Genomic DNA, 18,002 nt, shown 5'->3' on the forward strand with positions numbered 1-18,002 from the left:
CGCTTACCCCCGGCGGCGCGACGCCGACGCACCCTCAGAGCCGCAGCCCGCCCCGACCCGGCCGCCCCGACCCGGCACCGGCTCAGTCGGACGGTGGCGGCGACGCGGAACCCTGCTCGGCCCTGGCGACTCGTTCCTCAAGGGCCCGGATGCGGTCGTAGAGATCGACCAGGGTCACGCCGTCGGCGACCACGCCGGAGCGCTGCCAGTGCCTCCGTACGAATTCCTCGCGGCTCTCCTGCTCCGACTGCTGGAATCCGTTCGAAGCCGAGGAGTGTGACGACGTCGCCGCCTGCATGGACTCCATCCGCCCGAACGAGGCGCTCATCAGCTTCCGTACGACCAGCAGAGGGAGCACGATGACCACGAGAGCCGCGCCAGGTATCAGCCACCAGCCGACCGACATGAGAACCCCCGAGTCCGTTGCGCTATGTCGAATCGACCCTATCGGTCCTCGGCCACGTCCGGAATCAGTCCTTCCAGCGCTGGTGCCGAAGCTTCTCTGCGGTTTCTTGAGCCCGTGCCGCTTGTGCCGACGCGAACCCGGCGGACGTTTCGCGGCCACATCCTCGACTCGCCGGGGCCCTCAACCGGTCGGCGCCCTCAGCTCTTCAGCGCCCTCAACGAGTTCAGCAGCGCAGCGCCCCGCTCCGCGTCGTCCACGCTCACCGCGAAGTCGCGCCCCCGGGAGCGGACGACCAGGCAGGTGCCGCCCCGCAGCATCACGGTCGTACCGAGCCCGTTGATCCGGTACCCCCAGCCGCCGGCCTGGGCCGGGGTGCGCTGCTCCACGCGTGCCGACTCGATGTCCGCGACGGACCAGCGGCGCGCGGGCCAGCCGAACGGGCCGAACCCGACCCTGAGCCCCTTCTCGCCGACGCGGACCTGGACGGACGCGAAGGTCAGGCAGAGCAGCGCGGCCAGACCGAACCCGGCCGTCAGGGGAATCCCCGGCTGGAGACCCGTAATACCTCCGAGGGACGCCGCCCCGGCCGCGAGCGCGGCGATCCCGAGGAACGCCCCGACCGCCTGGAGCGCCGGGCTGGAGAGCCGCGAGAACCACGCCACCCGCTGCCCCTCGGGGAGTTCCATGAGCGGCCCGCCGCCCTCGGCCGGCAGCGCGTGACCCGTACGACGTGAGAGCCACACGAGCCCGCCCACCGTGAGAGCCAGGATGACGACGGCGACGATCCAGCCGTCCGCCGAACCCGCCTCGTGCCAGTCGGTCACGTCCAGGTTGGCCCGTACGACCGCCGCCTGCACACCGACCACCCCCAGCGCGAGGATCGGCAGCCCGACCCGCAGCCACCCGCCCGTACCGCCCCCTGCTCCGGCCCCAGCCCCTGCCCCAGCCCGCCTTGCGGCGACCAGCGCGCCCGTCGAGAGCGCCGCCCAGAACAGCGCGGGAAACAGCACGGCGGCCCAGAACGGCATCGACCCGTCGGCCTTCCCGGCGCCGTTCCAGTGCGTGGCCATCCGGTCCGGCAGCCGCCCCCGCGCGGCCAGCGGCATGGCGACCAGCAGCACCAGCACGGCCGCGCACCCGCCGACCGCAGGCCACCCCCCGACCGCCCCCCACCCGGTCCGACCGCTCCCGCGCCCTGCCCCTGTCTCCCCGTTCATGGCATCTCCCTGATCATCTCGATGAGGTCGTTCCTGCCGTACCCGAGCCGCGCCGCGTCCGCGACCAGCTCGCGCACCCGCCCGAGGACGACGGCCCGCTGATCCGCCCCCGCGGTGACGGTCACTCCCCGCCCCCGCCGGAACTCCAGCACCCCGTCGTCCCGTAGCCCCCGTAGTCCCCGCAGCACGGTGTTCACGTTGACCCCGAGCGCCTCGGAGATCTCCCGCGCCGGCGGCAGCCGGTCTCCCGGCGCGCACTCGCCCTCGGCGATGGCACGCCGGATCGACCCCGCCACCTGCTCGTGCAGCGGCCGACTGTCTGTGACATCCAGTTTCAGCAGCATGGTGCTAATGAAGCTAGCACCATTATTTCCACAGGGGTATCCCCGTACCGAAGACCCTGAGACGAACCCCTACGACCCCTGAGGTGTCCCGTCCCTCTTGAGTCGTAGGAAACGGGCGGGAAAGTTGGCTCTGTGGACCGATGCCCTCTTTATGCCCGAGATCGCACCATAGGGACATGAGCGCAGCGACCTTCACACCAGCCCAGGCCGCCGGTCGCCCCTCCGGAGCGACCCCGATGACGGCCCCGCACAGACACCGCCTCGGCGACACCGTCCACGCGATACGCGTGTTCGCCGGTGCCGCCTTCGACGTGATGATCCTCGGTGAGTACGGCGAGGAGGCGGGCGTCCGCCGCCGCAGATGAGCCGGCGGGATCGACCTGCCGGCGTCCGGCTCGGCGAGCCCCGCCCTCAGCCCGCCTCGGGCCCGGCCAGCAGCTCGTCCGCGTCGACGATCCGGTAGGCGTACCCCTGCTCCGCCAGGAACCGCTGCCGGTGCGCGGCGAAGTCCTGGTCGATGGTGTCCCGGGCGACGACCGAGTAGAAGTGCGCCTGGTGCCCGTCCGCCTTCGGCCGCAGCACCCGCCCGAGCCGCTGAGCCTCCTCCTGCCGCGAGCCGAACGTCCCGGACACCTGGATGGCGACGGTCGCCTCGGGCAGGTCGATCGAGAAGTTCGCCACCTTCGAGACGACGAGCACGCTGATCTCCCCCTCCCGGAACGCGTCGAAGAGCTTCTCGCGCTGGGCGTTGGAGGTCTCCCCCTTGATGACGGGCGCGTCGAGATGCTCCCCCAGCTCGTCGAGCTGGTCGATGTACTGCCCGATCACGAGAATCTGCTGCCCGGCGAACCGGCGCACGATCGCCTCGGTGACCTTCCGCTTCGTCGCGGTCGTCGCACAGAACCGGTACTTCTCCTCGGCCTCGGCGGTCGCGTACGCGAGCCGCTCGGAGTCGGTGAGATTGACCCGCACCTCGACACAGTCCGCCGGCGCGATGTACCCCTGCGCCTCGATCTCCTTCCACGGCGCGTCGAACCGCTTCGGCCCGATCAGCGAGAACACGTCCGACTCCCGCCCGTCCTCCCGCACCAGCGTCGCCGTCAGCCCCAGCCGCCGCCGCGCCTGGAGATCGGCGGTGAACTTGAAGACCGGCGCCGGCAGCAGATGCACCTCGTCGTAGACGATCAGCCCCCAGTCCCGCGAGTCGAACAGCTCCAGATGCGGATAGACACCCTTCCGCTTCGTCGTCAGCACCTGATACGTCGCGATGGTGACCGGCCGGATCTCCTTGCGCGTCCCGCTGTACTCGCCGATCTCGTCCTCGGTCAGCGAGGTCCGCTTCACCAGCTCGTGCTTCCACTGCCGCGCGGAGACCGTGTTCGTCACGAGAATGAGCGTCGTCGACTTCGCCTGAGCCATCGCCCCGGCCCCGACCAGCGTCTTCCCGGCCCCGCAGGGGAGTACGACGACACCGCTCCCCCCGTGCCAGAAGTTCTCCACCGCCTGCTTCTGGTACGGCCGCAGCGCCCACCCGTCCTCGGCGAGCCCGATCGGATGCGCCTCCCCGTCGACGTACCCGGCGAGGTCCTCCGCCGGCCACCCCAGCTTGAGCAGCGTCTGCTTGATCTGCCCCCGCTCCGACGGGTGCACGACGACCGTGTCCGGATCGATCCGCGCCCCCACCAGCGGCGCGATCCGCTTCGACCGCAGGATCTCCTCCAGCACCGGCCGGTCCGTCGTCGTCAGCACCAGCCCGTGCGCCGGATGCTTGCTGAGCGTCAGCCGCCCGTACCGGTCCATCGTCTCGGCGATGTCGACGAGCAGCGCGTGCGGCACCGGATACCGGCTGAACTGCACCAACGCGTCCACGACCTGCTCCGCGTCGTGCCCCGCCGCCCGCGCGTTCCACAGCCCCAGCGGCGTCACCCGATACGTATGAATATGCTCCGGCGCCCGCTCCAGCTCCGCGAACGGCGCGATCACCCGACGACACGCATCGGCCTGCTCATGATCGACTTCAAGCAGCAGCGTCTTGTCCGACTGGACGATCAGCGGTCCGTTCACAGGGGTACGTCCTCTCCGCCGGGAGCCTCGACGGAGGCTGGGGCAAACGTCCAGTGTGCCTCATCCGGGGGCGGTCACGCGGGGCGTGCGGAGCGCTACTCCTCCGCCAGCTCCGCCACCCCCGTGATCCGGTGCAGGGGATACGTGCGGACCTCCTCCGCCGTGTGGTCGTAGGCCGTGACGAAGCCGCCCTCGACGCGGAGGGGGGCGATGACGCGCTGGGAGGCGGCGCCGTCGGCGTTGACGTAGCCGATCCAGAGGGGCTCGTTGGTGAGGACGGCGGCCTGGACGGTGGCGAGGGTATCGGCGGCGGAGGTACGGGGGAGTACGTCGGAGGTACTACGGGTGGTGTCGGGGGCGGGTTTCCGGGGGGTCGTGGAGGCCAGGTCGCCCGCGCGGACGGCGCGGACGGCCGCCGCCAGGAGCGTGGCGTCCGGCACCGGGGGGCCGTCGGGGACTGGCTCCGGAGGGGTACGGGGCGGAGTGCGGTGGGCGTCGGCGCGGTGGATGAGGACGTCGCCGTCGGGGGACTCGGCCGCCGGGGCGTACCCCATCGTGCGCAGGACATCGAGGAGGGACGCCGGGTCGGCCTGGGTCGCCAGGACCGTCGGCGCGAGGCGGCGCAGGCGCAGGGGGGTGGAGCGCTTGTCCGCGAGGATCTCGTTCAGGAGCGCGTCGTCGTCGCAGCGGACGTATGCCGAGGCCGCGCCGACCCGGAGGTGGCCGTGCCTGCGGGCCACGTCGTCGATGAGGTACGCCAGCGGCTGCGGGACCGGCGTGCGCGAGTGCGCCGTCAGGAAGGCGTGCAGGTCGGAGGCGGCGCGGCCGGCGTCCAGGGCGCGGCGCACCGAGGCCGGGGTGAACCGGTAGACCGTCGCCCCGCCCTTCGACTCGACGTCCGCCAGCACGCCCAGCATGTCCGCCAGCGGACGCCGGAGCGGGCCCGGCGCGACCGCCGTCAGGTCCGCCTGGAGCAGTACGTGGTCAAGGGGCTCGGGCAGGAGGGGGGTGAGGAGCCGGGCCGCCGCGGCCGTCGCCACGGCCTGCTCCGCGGGGGGTAGGGGTACTACGGGATGCGGCGTCGACCGGTGGTGGTGCACGGGCAGCTTGTCGCCCGCGTCCGCCGGGTCCGGAGCGGAGGCGGAGGCCGAGGCCGAGGTGGTCGGGCCGTCGCCGGGTACGGCTCGCCGCTCGCCGTCTCCGACTTCGGACGACGCCGACCCGCCGCCCCCTGCCTCTGGCGACGACAGCCCGCCCCCGGCACCTCTCAGGGGACCCTCCGCCACAGCCCCCCGACCCTCACCCGACCCCGACCCCGACCCCGACCCCAGCCCCAGCCCCAGCAACGCCCGCCCCTGCCCCGACAGCGCCCCCCGCCCCGTGACCCCCAGCAACTCCGCCTCGTTCAGCGTCCATTGCGCGAGCCGCGTCCGCAGATCGCCCTCACCCCGCTCGGGCCCCCGCAACGGCCGCTCCCAGCGCAACCGCGCCAGTAGCGCCTCGGAGCCAGGGGATGTCCCCTCCGGGAGATCCGCCAGCAGCCCGAGCACCCGCCGCCGTACCTCCGGCGCCGCCGAACGGTCCAGCCCGGCACCGAGCGCCGAGAGCGTACGGTCCTTCGCGTCCCGCCCGCCCACCAGCCCCGACGTACGGGTCGCCGCCAGCCACACCTCCGCCAGCCGGGCCCAGCGCTCCGCCGCCGGACGCTCCCGCCACTCGTCGTACTCGGGAGTGGCCGCGTACCGCTCGTCCGCCTCTCCGTCGGACGCCAACAGTCCCGCCGCGTAGGCGAGTTCGACCCAGAACGCGGCCACCGGCTCCGACACGTCCAGCGCCACCGCCGTCCGCTTCAGGTCCCGCACGCTGAGCCCGCCGGCCCGTAGTACCGCAGGACCACCCTCGTCCCAGTCCTTGAGCAGCTCCTCGACGGTCGCGAGCGCCGTGTACGCCTGCCCGGCCGCCGTCGCGTCCACAAGCTGTGGACGGTGAACTCCCGCCGCCTCCACGGCCGGCGGCCACGGCTCCACCACCCGGTGCGCCCGCCCGCCCCGCAGATGCAGCGCCACCTCCCGGGGCAGGACGACCGTCCCCGGCGCCGTCGGCAGCAGCAGCCCCCGGTCCAGCAGCCAGCGCAGCCGCGCCGCCGGAGTGGCGGTGACCTGCCCGTACGGCGGCCCCCACACCAGCCGCTCCAGCACCTCCAGCGACTCCGCCGGAGCCTTCGCCAGCAGCGACTTCAGCTTGCGGCGGCTGGAGAACAGCGCCGTGAGCCCGGCCACCGCGCTCACCGAGTCGTGTGTGGACGGCAGCCCGGCCGTCGCCACGATCTCCTGCACCCGCCCCGGCGACATCCCCGCCGTCGCCTCCTGCACGCTCGGCCCGAGACCCGTAGGGGACGGGTGCTGCGGCGAGGGGGCGAGTAGCTCTCTGGCGGTACGCACCAGCCGCAGCCGGCTGTCGTCGCCCCACACCAGCGCCTGCTCCCGCAGCGTCGCCACCGCCCCGGGCAGCGCCGCGACCACCGCCGGGTCCTTCGCGTCCCCGGCCATCAGACCCAGGAGCTCCGGGTACGACGCCGGGTCCGCCGCGACGGCCAGCGCCTCGGCGGTCTGGAGCGCGAACCGGTCCAGCCGCTCCAGCGCCCGTACGACGGACGCGCGGGTACCCGCTCTCGTCGCCAGCTGGGTCAGGTCGGTCGGCACCGGCGCGATGAGGTCCGGCCGGCTGCGCAGCAGGGCGGCGAGGGACCGGTCGTCGCGCGAGCGGAGCGCCTCGGCGAGGGAGCGGGGAGTGCTCATCTGACCCACGGTAGCGGGTAGTGCCGGGGGAGGGGTCCCCCGCGAGAGTTACGCCCTGTGAGCCACAGGCTCTCGCCGCCCGTCCCGTAAGCCCCCTACAACCCCAGACCTACTGGACGAAGTCCCCCGCGCGGTAGCTTCTTCCCGTGGGGATCGAAAGCGACCAAGTCGTCTACGAGTACCTGAGCCGTGTCGGTGACGTGGCTCAGCAGCAGCAGTTGGCGTCGGGGGCCCGGATGCGGCTCGTGTCGGAGCTGCGCAACGAGATCGACCAGCGCCGCGCGAAGGCGACGGTGGACAGCCCCGCGGCGGTCCGGAAGATCATCGCCCGGCTCGGCAGCCCGGACGACGTCGTCGCGGCGGCGGGCAGCGGCGCCGGTACGCCCGAGGCGCCCACGGTGGCCGTACCCGTACAACCCGCGTCCCCCGCCGGACACTCCGCCCCGCCGAGGCCGTCCGCGCCCGCGTCCCCCGCCGGGCGCCCCGACTCCGACCCTGACCCCGGTTCGGGCTCCGACCCGGGTTTCGGCTCCGGCTCCGGCTCCGGCGACCCCCTGTCCTTCCCCGCCCCCCGCTCCTCCGGCGACCCCCTCCCCGACTGGTGGCTCAGGGGACCCGTAGGTCTGGAGAGTGACCACGACGAATTCCCGGGCTTCGTCGGCGGCGTCGAGATCCCCGAACTCCTCAAGTCCCCGCGCGCCCGGGCCGGAGCCGACGCCGGGGAGCCGAAGGAAAAGGCCGACAAGGAACCCCCGGCCGACACCCCGCCCCCGGCGGGCGAGCAGGCCGAGACCGCCGGGAAGACCGGCGAGGCACGGCAGCCCCGGCGCCGCCGACGCCTCGTCCCCCGCCCGTCCCGCTCCTCCCGTCCCTCCCAGCCCTCCCGCACCTGGAGCAACCCCCTCCTCCTGCTCGCCGCCGCCGCGCTCGTCGCGGGCGCCGTCCTCGGCAACCTCCTCGCGCTGGGCGCCGGTTGGCTCATCGCCTACATGTCCAGGCGGCTGACCGACCAGGAGACGAAACTCGCCGTCCTCTGGATTCCGGGCGGCGCGGTGGCGTCGGGGCTGGTGTGGCTGTGGGGGCGCAACGAGGGCCGCTGGGGCGAGCCCATCGTCCCCGGCCACATGAACGACGCGGTCTCGGAGACCTGGCCGTGGGTCGTACGGGGCGCGGCCGTCGCGTCGGCGCTGTACCTGGTCTGGCGCTCGCAGCGGAACAAGTAGGACCCGTAGACCCCGTAATACTCAAGAGCCACCAAAGCGGGCCGAACGGGCGCCGGTCGGCTGAGACACTCGGAGGTATGACCTCCCTCGTACCCCCCGTCGTCGGCTTCGACCTCGACATGACCCTCATCGACTCCCGCCCCGGAATCCGCGCCTGCTACCAGACCCTCGCCGAGCGGACCGGCGCGCGCATAGACGCCGATCTCGTGGTCAGCCGGCTCGGGCCGCCGGTCGAGGAGGAGATGGCGAACTGGTTCCCGGCCGAGGAGATCGCCGAAATGGCCGCGCTCTACCGCCGGTTGTACCCCGAGTACGCCGTCACCGGGACCCTCGCCCTGCCCGGCGCCGCCGAGGCGATCGAGGCCGTCCACGCGGCGGGCGGGCGCGTCGTCGTCGTCACCGCGAAGCACCAGCCCAACGCGAAGCTCCACATGGAGCACCTGGGCCTCGACCCCGACGTCGTCGTCGGTGACCTCTGGGCCGAGCGGAAGGCGGAGGCGCTGAAGGAATACGGCGCCCACGTCTATGTCGGGGACCACGTAGGGGACGTCAGGGGCGCGCGGGCCGCCGGAGCGCTCTCCGTAGGGGTCACCACCGGGCCGTGCGATGCGGAGGAATTGCGGACGGCCGGTGCGGATGTGGTGCTGGATGATCTTCTCGCGTTCCCGGGTTGGCTTTCGGCCTATCTCGCGGATGCCCCGGAAGCCGCCGATCCCTCCCTCGCCTGACGCCGTCCGGCGGCGATCGAACGCAGTACACCGGCGCCCGCGATGAGGAAGCCGACGCCCATGAGCATGCTCAATCCGAACATGTACGTAGGAAAAGGCGTCGTACCGAGGAACAGCGGGGTCACGGTGACGAGAGTGGCCACCGTACCGGCGAAGAACACGATCGCACCGGCGCGGATCAGTCGGTCACCGGGAGCGGCGGAATTCGTTTGGGTTTTGTCACGCACCGGACCAGGGTAGTTCCCAGCCCGAAGGAACAACCGGGGGACGTCTTGTCACCCGCGCACAGACCATTAGCCTTGGTACCGGCGGGTCATGGTCGACCCGCTGTACTGCTATCCGGAGCCGTTCGCGCGGTGCCAAGGCGCCGAGGTGCCAGGTTCCACGGGCGGTTTTGAGAAGCGGTTTTACGACAGAAGCAGTTTTCCGACGAGTACGAGGACGAGGACAGACGTGCCTACCGGCAAGGTCAAGTGGTTCAACAGCGAGAAGGGCTTCGGCTTTCTCTCCCGCGACGACGGCGGTGACGTCTTCGTCCATTCCTCGGTTCTCCCCGACGGAGTCGAGACACTCAAGCCGGGACAGCGCGTGGAGTTCGGAGTCGTCGCCGGTCAGCGTGGCGATCAGGCCCTTTCGGTGGTTCTCCTCGACCCCACTCCTTCGGTCGCCGCGGCCCAGCGCCGGAAGCCGGACGAACTCGCCTCCATCGTCCAGGATCTGACCACCGTCCTGGAAAACATCACGCCCATGCTGGAGAAGGGGCGCTATCCGGACAAGGCTTCCGGAGCGAAGATCGCCGGATTGCTGAGGGCGGTCGCGGACCAGCTCGACGTGTAAGCCGTACTCGGCGTACGGGTTGTACGGGATTTCCCGTACCCCTCCAGAGTTACGGGGGCGCCCCTGAGGGCCCCCGTAACTCCCAGGTAGCCCCCGAGAGGGTCCCGCCACGGACCTCGGGGAAACCGGCCTCAGGGGAACCGCAGCGCGTCCGGCCCCAGCGCCGGTACCAGCCCCTCGGCCGCCGCCCGCGTGAGCAGCCCGCGCACGGCCGCGTAACCCGCCTCGCCGAGGTCTGCCGTGAACTCGTTGACGTACAGCCCGATGTGCTGGTCGGCGACGGCCGGGTCCATCTCCTGCGCGTGCTCCATGACGTACGGCCGGGACACCTCGGGGTCGTCCCAGGCGGCCCGTACGGACGCCCTGATCGACTCCGCCAGCAGCTCCAGCCGGTCGGCGCCCAGGGAGCGCTTGGCGATGATCGCGCCCAGCGGGATGGGCAGACCGGTCGTCCCCTCCCAGTGCTCGCCCATGTCCGCGAGCTTGTGCAGCCCGTAGTTCCGGTACGTGAACCGCGCCTCGTGGATGACGAGCCCCGCGTCGACCTTCCCGTCCCGCACGGCGGGCATGATCTCGTGGAACGGCATCACGACGATCTCCCCGACCCCGCCGGGCACCGTGTCCGCCGCCCACAGCCGGAACAGCATGTACGCCGTCGACTTCTCGCTCGGCACGGCCACCGTACGACCTTCGAGGGAGACGCCCGCCTCCCTCGTGAGGACCAGAGGGCCACAGCCGCGCCCCAGGGCCCCGCCACAGGGCAGGAGGGCGTAGTCCTCAAGTACGTACGGAAGGACGGCGTACGACACCTTCAGGGCGTCGTACTCGCCCCTCTGGGCCATGCCGTTGGTGATGTCGATGTCCGCGAACGTGACGTCGAGCGCGGGGGCGCCCGCGACGCGGTCGTGCGCGAGGGCGTCGAAGACGAACGTGTCGTTCGGGCAGGGGGAGTAGGCGATCCGTAGCGGCGCTTCGGGGGCCGGGTCAGAGGTCATGCTGTTTCCAACTCTCCAGAACGGGGGCGAGCTTCCCGAATCCCGCCGTCAGCGACTCCAGCGCGTCCTTGATCCGCCAGGCCGAACGGTCGCGCGGGCCCACGGCGTTGGAGACCGCGCGCAGTTCGAGGACGGGGACGCCGTGAGCACCGGCCGCCTCCGCGACCCCGAACCCCTCCATGGCCTCGGCGAGCGCCTCGGGGTGCCGGGCGCGCAGGGCCTCGGCCCGGCCGGCGGTGCCGGTGACCGTCGAGACGGTGAGGACGGTTCCGGCGCGCGCCCCAGTGGCGGTCGCCGCGCGGCGTACGAGGTCCGTGGGCGGGGTGTGGGTGACGACCCCGAAGCCGAGGTCGGTGACGGGGAGGAACCCCTCGGCGGTCTCCGCGCCGAGGTCGGCCGCGGTGATGTGGTCCGCGAGTACCAGGGAGGCTACGGGTGCGTCGGGGGCGAACCCGCCCGCGATCCCGGCCGACACGACCAGGTCGTACGGGTCACCTTCAAGAGCCGCGGCCGTCAGGGCGGTTGCCGTGGAGGCGGCGGCGAGCGCGGGGCCGACACCGGCGGCGAGGAGGTCGTAGCGGTGTGGAGCGGCGGTGATGTGACGGAGGGTCACTAGCCCTGGAAGGGTACGGGTCTCCCCGTAGGGGTCCGGGAACGCCTGTGCCACCGCGTCCCGTTCGGCCGGGACGGCGGTGGCGACAAGGATGCGGACGGCGGACGTGGTCAGTTGTCCGTCTTCTTCAGGCGGAAGGACCACAGACCCGTGACGGCCTGGCTGTCCTTCTTGCCGTCACCCGCCTTGATGGTCACGAGCGTGGAGTTGCCCTGCGCGCCGTACTGGGCGTTGAAGAAGACGCTGCCCGGGATGGTCAGGTAGGTCTTCGTGTTCTCGCCGGTCAGCGGCTGGCCGTTCATCAGAACCGTCCAGCGCTTGTCGGCGACCTTGGGGTCGACGCCGATGCGGACCGTGTCCACCTCGGAGTCCACCTTGATCGACTTGATGTCCTCGTCCTTCAGGCACGCCGTCAGCTTCGCCGTGTCCAGCGCGGAGTCCTCACCGCCGCAGGTGGCCTCCTCGCTGACCGACGACCTGCCGACGGTGATCGTCGAGATCGGGGTCGGCTTGTCGCACGCCGAGAGCACGAGCAGTCCGGCGGACACGGCGCCGGCGGCGGCGACGGCGCGGCGGCGTCGCACAGCAGCGGATTGCTTGGTCATGGGGCGAAGGTTATCGGGCCCGCCCGGCGCTCCTCCTACGCGGGGTGCGGCGTCGCTGTGCGTTAGGCCACGCGGGGTGGACGGCGGCTTGGGGTGGGCGACAGCTCTCGGGTACTACGGGTACTACGGGTACGACGCCGTCGCGCCCCCGGACCGGCACCGCCCGCCTCCGCCTCGCACCCCGCCTCCCCCGCGAGTACTACGGGTCCTACTCCACCCGCCCCCGCCCCCCGCCCCCGTGCCGAGCCGACCCCAGCAGACCCTTCGCCGTGGCCACCAAGCCTACCGCCACCACGCCCGCCGCCACCGACAGCCCCAGCGCCCCGTTCAGCGGCATCACGATCCCCACCGCCCCGCCGAACACCGACGACACCTGGAGCATCGTCTCCGACCGGGCGAACGCCGACGTCCGCACCAGCTCGGGCACGTCCCGCTGGATCAACGCGTCCAGCGACAGCTTGGCCAGCGCCTGCGAGAACCCGGCGACCGCCGCGAGACACGCCACCAGGAACGCCCCGAACAGCAGCGCCGCCGTGATCGTCGCCCCGAGGACCACCGCGACGACCGTCACGACGATCAACTCCGGTGCCCGCGACCGCAACCACGCCCCCACCGCCGTACCCAGCGCGTTCCCCGCGCCCGCCGCGACGGCGACCATGCCGAGCGAGACGGCCGCGCTCTGCCCGGTCAGCGGGTGCTCGCGGAGCAGGAACGCGAGGAAGAAGGTGAGGAATCCGGAGAGCCAGCGCAGCGCGGCGTTCGCGCCGAGGGCGTGGGTGACGGCGATGCCGACGGTGCGCAGACCCGGCCGTTTGGCGGACTTGAGGGGCCCGTGCAGGTGGTCCGCGTCGGCGGCGAGCAGCGCGACGTCCTCCCCCTTCGCGGAGTCCACCTTCGGCGGCAGCGTGAACGACAGGAACGTACCGGCGACGAAGATCACGAACGCGCCGTACAGCGGCCACCCCGGGCCGATCTGGTGCAGCCCCGCCGCGATGGGCGCGGCGATGCCCGTGGCCAGCAGTCCCCCCAGGGTCACCCGGGAGTTGGCCTTGACCAGCGAGAGCCGTGGTGGGAGTAGTCGGGGTACTACCGCGGAGCGAACGACCCCGTACGACCTGGAGGCTACGAGTACCCCCAGGGCCGCCGGGTACATCTCCAGACTGCCCGTCGCGACGGCACCCGAAAGTACTAGGGCGAGCAGAGCCCGCGCGAGCATCGCACCGGCCATCGCCGCCCGCCGCCCGTGCGGCAGCCGGTCCAGCAGCGGGCCGACGACGGGGGCCAGGACGGTGAACGGCGCCATCGTGATCGCCAGGTAGAGCGCGACCCGCCCGCGTGCCTCGTCCGTCGGGACGGAGAAGAAGACGGTGGAGGCGAGCGCCACGGTGATCATGACGTCGCCCGCGCCGTTCACGGCGTGCAGTTCGATGAGTTTGCCGAGGCCCGACTCGCCCGCGCCGTGCGCGTGCGTGGCCTTTCTGATGCCCCGGGCCGTCCCGGTGAACGGGAAGTGCAGGGCACGGCCGATCGAGCGGACGGGTCCGCCCAGCCGACCCGACCCGCCGCCTCTCCCCTTCCCCTGCCCGCCGATACCGGTCGCGCCCTGGGGTGTCCGCGCGGTTGCCACGACGTTCATAGTGCCCCGAGAAAGCTGTGCGTAGTGCGGTTACCGCGCGTACGGGTGGGGACTTCTCGCGGTTTCCGCCACTGGTTCCCGGGTATTACGGGTCCTCTCGCTCGGGTATTACGGGTCCCATCTCGATCGTCGTGTCCCGTCGGTGTGGGCTGAGCGCCCATGAACAGGTAGCGTGCGTATCTCAGCCATCCCGCACAATGGATGGCACAGGTGCGCCCGAGCACGATCGGACGCGGACGTCGACGCGGCCCACAGGTCCGCTCCGTCCGTTCCGCGGCCCGAGACACCGCACCCGACAGACGGCGTAGGAGAGAAGCGATACCTGTGAGCGCAGCGACCACGCGAAGCCGCACCCCCGACCGCCTGTGCGCCGAGGCCGTCGACCTCGCACGCACCGCAGCCGAGGAGGCGGCGGCCCCCGGAGTCGTCGGTGAGCACGTGGGCGTCGTCTCCGACGGTGACCGCGTCGTCACCCACTTCTTCGAGTGCAAGGAACTCGGCTACCGGGGCTGGCGCTGGGCCGCGACGGTCGCCCGCGCCTCCCGCGCCAAGATCGTCACGCTCGACGAGGTAGTACTCCTGCCCGGCCCCGACGCCGTCCTCGCGCCCGAGTGGGTGCCGTGGAGCGAGCGCCTGCGCCCCGGCGACCTCGGCCCCGGCGACCTCCTCCCGACCGACGCGGAGGACATCCGTCTGGAGTCCGGGTACTCCGGGTACTCCGGGTACGACGACCGTCTCGCCCCCGGCGACTCCGGCGACGACGACCCCGTAGCCCTCTCCCCCGCCCTCGCGGAACTCGCCGAAGCCGAGGACATCGAGGACGCCGAGGACACCTCCGACCTCGCCACGCCCTCCGCGCGCAGCACGATCACCTCCGTCGCCGACGAACTCGGCCTCCGCCGCGCCCGCGTCCTCTCCCGCTACGGCCTCCACATCGCGGCCGACCGCTGGGAAGAGGCGTTCGGCGCGCAGACCCCGATGGCCCAGGCCGCCCCTGCGACCTGCGTGAGCTGCGGTTTCCTCACCCCGATCGGCGGCAGCCTCGGCCAGGCGTTCGGCGTTTGCGCCAACGAGTTCTCCCCCGCCGACGGCCGCGTCGTCTCCCTCACGTACGGCTGCGGCGGCCACTCCGAGGCGGCCGTCATGCCCGCCCCGCCGCGCCCGGCCGAGCCGGTCGTCGACGAGAACCGCGTGGACCCCTTCCCGCTCCGCCCCGCGGCCGACTCGGGGTCGGTGCCCGTAGGGGACGGCGACGAGGAGACGGCCGAGCTGGGGCACTCGTAGCTCTTTCGGCCGCCTGCGTGTGGGTGGCTACCTGAGAGCTACTACCCGGGGGTTAGCCCATGTGGGGTGCTACCTGAGGGGTGCGCCTTGAGGGGTACTACCTGAGAGGTGCGCCCTGTGGGCGGCTACCTGCGAGGTAGTACCCGGGAGCTACCACCTGAGAGCCGCTACCTCAGAGCCACTACCTGGGTATGACGGTCCCCGAGGCGGTCCGGGCGGGCGGCAGTCCAGGCAGAGGGTGCCTGGGGTGGTGGGGTGCCGGTAGGGGCGCTCGCAGTCGGGGCAGGTGGGGGTGGGTAGGCGGGGGCCCGGAGGTACTACGGGTAGTACGGGTACGGGGCTGTCGGCGCCGTCCGGTGGGGGCGTGCCCGGGGCGGGGTCCACGGGTACGGGGTCTACGGGTATTACGGGGCGTCCGGGGCCGTAGGGGACCGGTGGGAGCAGGGCCGTCAGGCGGTGGGCGATGAAGGACGCCGGGCGGTGCAGGGGTTCTACGGGGAGGTTCTCCGACAGGGCGCGGCGGACGGTGCCCGGGGTGACGTCGCGTTCCAGCCAGGCGGCGACGCCGGGGGCCAGGTGGGTGATGTCCTCGGCGGAGAGGTAGAGGCGGGGGTCGTGGCGGCGGAGGTCGGCGAGGACCTCGGACGCCTGCTGGAAGATCGCCGGGGCCTGGCAGGTGGGCTCGGGTACTACGGGTAGGGCCTTCTTGCGGGGTGGCTGCGCGGGCTTGGGGCGGGGGGATGGGCAGGGTGACGGGGTGTCGTGAGCGGTGGGCGGGTTGGGGGCGTCGGCGCTGTGAGCTGCCTTTTTGTCGCGCCCTGCGTGAGAGCCGTGGGTGCGGTGGGGGTGGTGGCCCGGCTGGTTGCAGGACACCGTGCGCGTGATGATGCGTCCGCCCTGGACCTGTTCGCGTTCGCGGCGGAGGTAGCCGTGGGTCTCCAACTCCCGTAGGCCCGCCGAGATTCGGTCGGCGCCTTCCGGGAAACGGCCGACGAGGGCCTTGATGGCGACCGGGGAGCCGGACGGCAACGACTGGATGTGGACGGCCAGTCCGATCGCGAGGAGCGACATGTCCGGGTGCTGGGCGAGGTGGTTGCCGATCACCGTGAAGCGGGTGGTGTGGCGGGTGTTGTCGTGAACCAGACCTGCGTGCGGATGACGCCGGTTCGGGTGTTTCCCGTCACGGGGACGGGACTGGGCGTGCGAGGGCACGCTAATGTCCTGGGTATCCATCGGGAAGGTATGTCTTCCTAGGTGGTGAGGCCCTCGCTGTGGGATGCCAGTCCCCGCGAGGGCCGTTGAATGTCTGGAGTTGTGAGGCAGAGCGTAAGGCATACAACCCGCCCCGGATCAAGTCCGGTTGGCGAACTTCACCCACCGGAGTGACCGAACCTCCCCACGCCGGCTGCTGCTCGGGCGGGTGGGGTGGGGCTTGGTTGGTTTCTTTTTGCTCACAGTTCTTTATGGAAGGAGCCCGCCCCGCCGAAGCACGGAGTTCCGGGTTCCGGAGCGGGCAACGCGATCTCGGCCCAGACGGTTTTGCGGGGGAAGGGGCCTTCGGTGACGCCCCAGGTGGTGGACAAGGCGTGGACCAGGGTGAGCCCGTGGCCGGACTCGGCGTCGGGTCGGGGGAGTTGGGGCTGAGGGAGCCGGTCCGTGCGGGTGTCGGAGACCTCGATACGCAGGGTGCCGCCGAGGTCCTGGACGAGCAGAAGGAAGTCCCGCCCGGGGACGCGGCCGTGCTGGACGGCGTTGTTGGCGAGTTCGGCGATGACGAGACGGGCGGGGTCCAAGGGGAGTCCCCAGGAACGAAGTTGTTCCGCGGAGAGGAGGCGGGCGAGGCGGGCGCCGCGGCGGGTGGGGGAGAGTTGGAGGGTGAAGTGGCGGGCGGGGGTGGGGGGTTGGGGGGAGGGCTGCTGAGGCGGGGGAGTTTTCTGAATCACGTCACACAGAGTGGTCGGATTCGCTTACCGTTTCAGTGATATCGCCACTGCGTAGAGCGACTGTCCAATGGTTGTCCAACCGTGTCGACGCGGTCGAGGCTGATCTGGGGGCAGAGCGAGGGGAAAGCCGTACGACCGAGGGGATACGGGATGCAGTGCGAGGGACGGGTCAGGGCCGAGGAAGGCGGACCGGGGTGGGATGTCGATCCCAAGGATGAGTGGGGAGTCGCTGTACTCGTCTGCGTGGGAAGGCAGTTGAAGCTGCGGCGTGAGGCGGCGGGGATGAGGGTCGCCGATTTCGCCAAAGCGATCGGGTACAGCGAGGACATGGTCTACAAGATCGAGTCCGGGATGCGTATTCCTCGGCAGTCGTATTTGGACAAGGCCGACAGTGTGTTGGGAGCGGGTGGGCTCGTCTCGGCGATGTGGGAGGACGTGGAGAAGGTCAAATACCGGAAGAACTCGCGGAGTTTGGCTGATATGGAGATGAAGGCTGTCCAACTGATGTCGTACGGAAGCAGGCATGTGCACGGCCTGCTCCAGACCGAGGAGTTCGCGAGGGCGCTGATGGGGACAGGGCACCCGCCGCTCCTTGATGACCCGCTTGAGAAGGCTGTGGCCCGCCGTGTGGCCAGGCGGGCTATCTTCGGTCGCTCACCGGCTCCCGCCCTCAGTTTCGTTGTCGAGGAGATGGCGTTGCGGCGGCCGGTCGGGGGCGTACGAATCTGGCGGGGTCAGTTGTAACACATCCTGGATGTGGGTCAGTTGAGAGGCGTGGAGATCCAGGTACTACCGACCGACCGTTGGAACCACCCCGGCAACGGAGGTCGGATTCAGGTGCTCAAGTTCGCGGACGGCACGGCGATCGGTCGTCAGGAGGACGGAGACGGCCGCCCCGTCGACGACCCGAGAGACCTGATGGTTCTCGAAATGCGTTACGGCGCCATCCGTGGCGAGGCTCTGTCCGTGAGCGAATCCCGAGTGTTCATCGAGCAGCTGTTGGGAGAGACATGAACCACGAATCCGCGCCCAGTGAAGCCCCTCGACTGACGTGGTTCAAGAGCAGCTACAGCAGCGGCAGCGAGGGCGACTCCTGTGTCGAGGTCGCCAACACCCCCAGCACCATCCACATCCGCGACTCCAAACACCGCGACTCCAGCCCCCGCCTCGCTGTGACCCCCGACACCTGGACCGGCTTCCTCACCTACGCCGCCCAGTAAGGATCTTCAGCGGTGACGCTCAAGGGTGAGAACCGCCTTCACGATTGACGTGAGTCGGTTGGGGCTGATGCGGGCTTTGCGGAAAATGC

Annotated in this window: 18 protein-coding genes and 1 pseudogene; 7 read left to right on the forward strand and 12 right to left on the reverse strand. The window is 71.4% G+C overall.

Translation table 11 applies throughout. The features are described from left to right. Positions 1–82: 82 nt before the first annotated feature. From ABZX85_RS45915 to ABZX85_RS45925, 3 genes are all read right to left on the reverse strand, one after another. Entirely contained in the window at positions 83–406 is a 324-nt protein-coding gene (locus tag ABZX85_RS45915; RefSeq protein ID WP_355883813.1) for a hypothetical protein, read from the reverse strand. Between the two features lie 197 nt (positions 407–603). Next, complete coding sequence (locus ABZX85_RS45920) at positions 604–1,533, reverse strand: DUF1648 domain-containing protein (protein WP_355883816.1); 930 nt, start codon at positions 1,531–1,533, stop codon at positions 604–606. A gap of 86 nt (positions 1,534–1,619) precedes the next feature. Next, positions 1,620–1,967: a GntR family transcriptional regulator gene (locus ABZX85_RS45925; RefSeq protein ID WP_355883819.1), complete on the reverse strand. Its 348-nt coding sequence runs from the start codon at positions 1,965–1,967 to the stop codon at positions 1,620–1,622. A 176-nt stretch (positions 1,968–2,143) separates the two neighbouring features. Between ABZX85_RS45925 and ABZX85_RS45930 the strand changes: the two genes are divergently transcribed. Next, positions 2,144–2,332: a hypothetical protein gene (locus ABZX85_RS45930; protein WP_355883822.1), complete on the forward strand. Its 189-nt coding sequence runs from the start codon at positions 2,144–2,146 to the stop codon at positions 2,330–2,332. Between the two features lie 46 nt (positions 2,333–2,378). On the opposite strand, the gene ABZX85_RS45935 is transcribed toward ABZX85_RS45930, so the two are convergent. Both ABZX85_RS45935 and ABZX85_RS45940 read right to left on the reverse strand, forming a co-directional pair. Then, positions 2,379–4,031, reverse strand: coding sequence for a DNA repair helicase XPB (locus ABZX85_RS45935; protein ID WP_355883825.1), 1,653 nt, complete (start codon positions 4,029–4,031; stop codon positions 2,379–2,381). A gap of 95 nt (positions 4,032–4,126) precedes the next feature. Next, entirely contained in the window at positions 4,127–6,829 is a 2,703-nt protein-coding gene (locus ABZX85_RS45940) for a helicase C-terminal domain-containing protein (RefSeq protein ID WP_355883828.1), read from the reverse strand. 146 nt (positions 6,830–6,975) lie between these two features. On the opposite strand from ABZX85_RS45940, the gene ABZX85_RS45945 reads away from it, so the two are divergent. Continuing rightward, positions 6,976–8,052, forward strand: a complete 1,077-nt coding sequence (locus ABZX85_RS45945; protein WP_355883831.1) for a hypothetical protein — start codon at positions 6,976–6,978, stop codon at positions 8,050–8,052. A 77-nt stretch (positions 8,053–8,129) separates the two neighbouring features. After that, positions 8,130–8,780, forward strand: a complete 651-nt coding sequence (locus tag ABZX85_RS45950) for a haloacid dehalogenase-like hydrolase (protein WP_355883834.1) — start codon at positions 8,130–8,132, stop codon at positions 8,778–8,780. Here ABZX85_RS45950 and ABZX85_RS45955 read toward each other — a convergent pair. Beyond that, entirely contained in the window at positions 8,735–9,007 is a 273-nt protein-coding gene (locus ABZX85_RS45955) for a hypothetical protein (protein ID WP_355883837.1), read from the reverse strand. The two genes, ABZX85_RS45950 and ABZX85_RS45955, sit on opposite strands and share 46 nt — an antisense overlap. Before the next feature lie 226 nt (positions 9,008–9,233). Between ABZX85_RS45955 and ABZX85_RS45960 the strand changes: the two genes are divergently transcribed. Further along, a complete protein-coding gene (locus ABZX85_RS45960) occupies positions 9,234–9,617 on the forward strand; it encodes a cold-shock protein (RefSeq protein ID WP_010351235.1) in 384 nt (127 codons plus the stop codon). A 131-nt stretch (positions 9,618–9,748) separates the two neighbouring features. Here the strand turns inward: ABZX85_RS45960 and ABZX85_RS45965 are convergent, their stop codons facing one another. From ABZX85_RS45965 to ABZX85_RS45980, 4 genes are all read right to left on the reverse strand, one after another. Further along, the gene (locus tag ABZX85_RS45965; RefSeq protein WP_355883839.1) at positions 9,749–10,612 is read right to left on the reverse strand and encodes a 1,4-dihydroxy-6-naphthoate synthase; all 864 of its coding nucleotides are present in this window, start codon (positions 10,610–10,612) and stop codon (positions 9,749–9,751) included. Continuing rightward, positions 10,602–11,369 (reverse strand): futalosine hydrolase, encoded by a 768-nt coding sequence (locus ABZX85_RS45970; protein WP_355883842.1) that lies wholly within the window; start codon positions 11,367–11,369, stop codon positions 10,602–10,604. The genes ABZX85_RS45965 and ABZX85_RS45970 overlap by 11 nt, the downstream gene beginning before the upstream one ends. Then, positions 11,336–11,830: a DUF2771 domain-containing protein gene (locus tag ABZX85_RS45975; RefSeq protein WP_355883844.1), complete on the reverse strand. Its 495-nt coding sequence runs from the start codon at positions 11,828–11,830 to the stop codon at positions 11,336–11,338. Before ABZX85_RS45975 ends, ABZX85_RS45970 begins: the two co-directional genes overlap by 34 nt. A 208-nt stretch (positions 11,831–12,038) precedes the next feature. Next, a complete protein-coding gene (locus ABZX85_RS45980) occupies positions 12,039–13,457 on the reverse strand; it encodes an MFS transporter (RefSeq protein ID WP_355883847.1) in 1,419 nt (472 codons plus the stop codon). Between the two features lie 333 nt (positions 13,458–13,790). Between ABZX85_RS45980 and ABZX85_RS45985 the strand changes: the two genes are divergently transcribed. Beyond that, complete coding sequence (locus tag ABZX85_RS45985) at positions 13,791–14,750, forward strand: DUF3027 domain-containing protein (protein ID WP_355883849.1); 960 nt, start codon at positions 13,791–13,793, stop codon at positions 14,748–14,750. Positions 14,751–14,900: 150 nt separating this feature from the next. On the opposite strand, the gene ABZX85_RS45990 is transcribed toward ABZX85_RS45985, so the two are convergent. Next, positions 14,901–15,983: a helix-turn-helix domain-containing protein gene (locus tag ABZX85_RS45990; RefSeq protein WP_355883852.1), complete on the reverse strand. Its 1,083-nt coding sequence runs from the start codon at positions 15,981–15,983 to the stop codon at positions 14,901–14,903. A 218-nt stretch (positions 15,984–16,201) separates the two neighbouring features. Then, positions 16,202–16,693 carry an ATP-binding protein gene (locus tag ABZX85_RS45995; protein ID WP_355883855.1) on the reverse strand — a complete coding sequence of 164 codons (492 nt, stop codon included), beginning with the start codon at positions 16,691–16,693 and terminating at the stop codon, positions 16,202–16,204. Between the two features lie 150 nt (positions 16,694–16,843). On the opposite strand from ABZX85_RS45995, the pseudogene ABZX85_RS46000 reads away from it, so the two are divergent. Then, positions 16,844–17,707: pseudogene (locus tag ABZX85_RS46000) on the forward strand (helix-turn-helix transcriptional regulator). After that, a complete protein-coding gene (locus tag ABZX85_RS46005; RefSeq protein WP_355883858.1) occupies positions 17,704–17,913 on the forward strand; it encodes a DUF397 domain-containing protein in 210 nt (69 codons plus the stop codon). The pseudogene ABZX85_RS46000 and the gene ABZX85_RS46005 overlap by 4 nt, the downstream one beginning before the upstream one ends. The last annotated feature ends 89 nt before the right edge of the window (positions 17,914–18,002 follow it).

Source organism: Streptomyces sp. NPDC004539, assembly GCF_040610055.1.
Classification (GTDB): domain Bacteria; phylum Actinomycetota; class Actinomycetes; order Streptomycetales; family Streptomycetaceae; genus Streptomyces.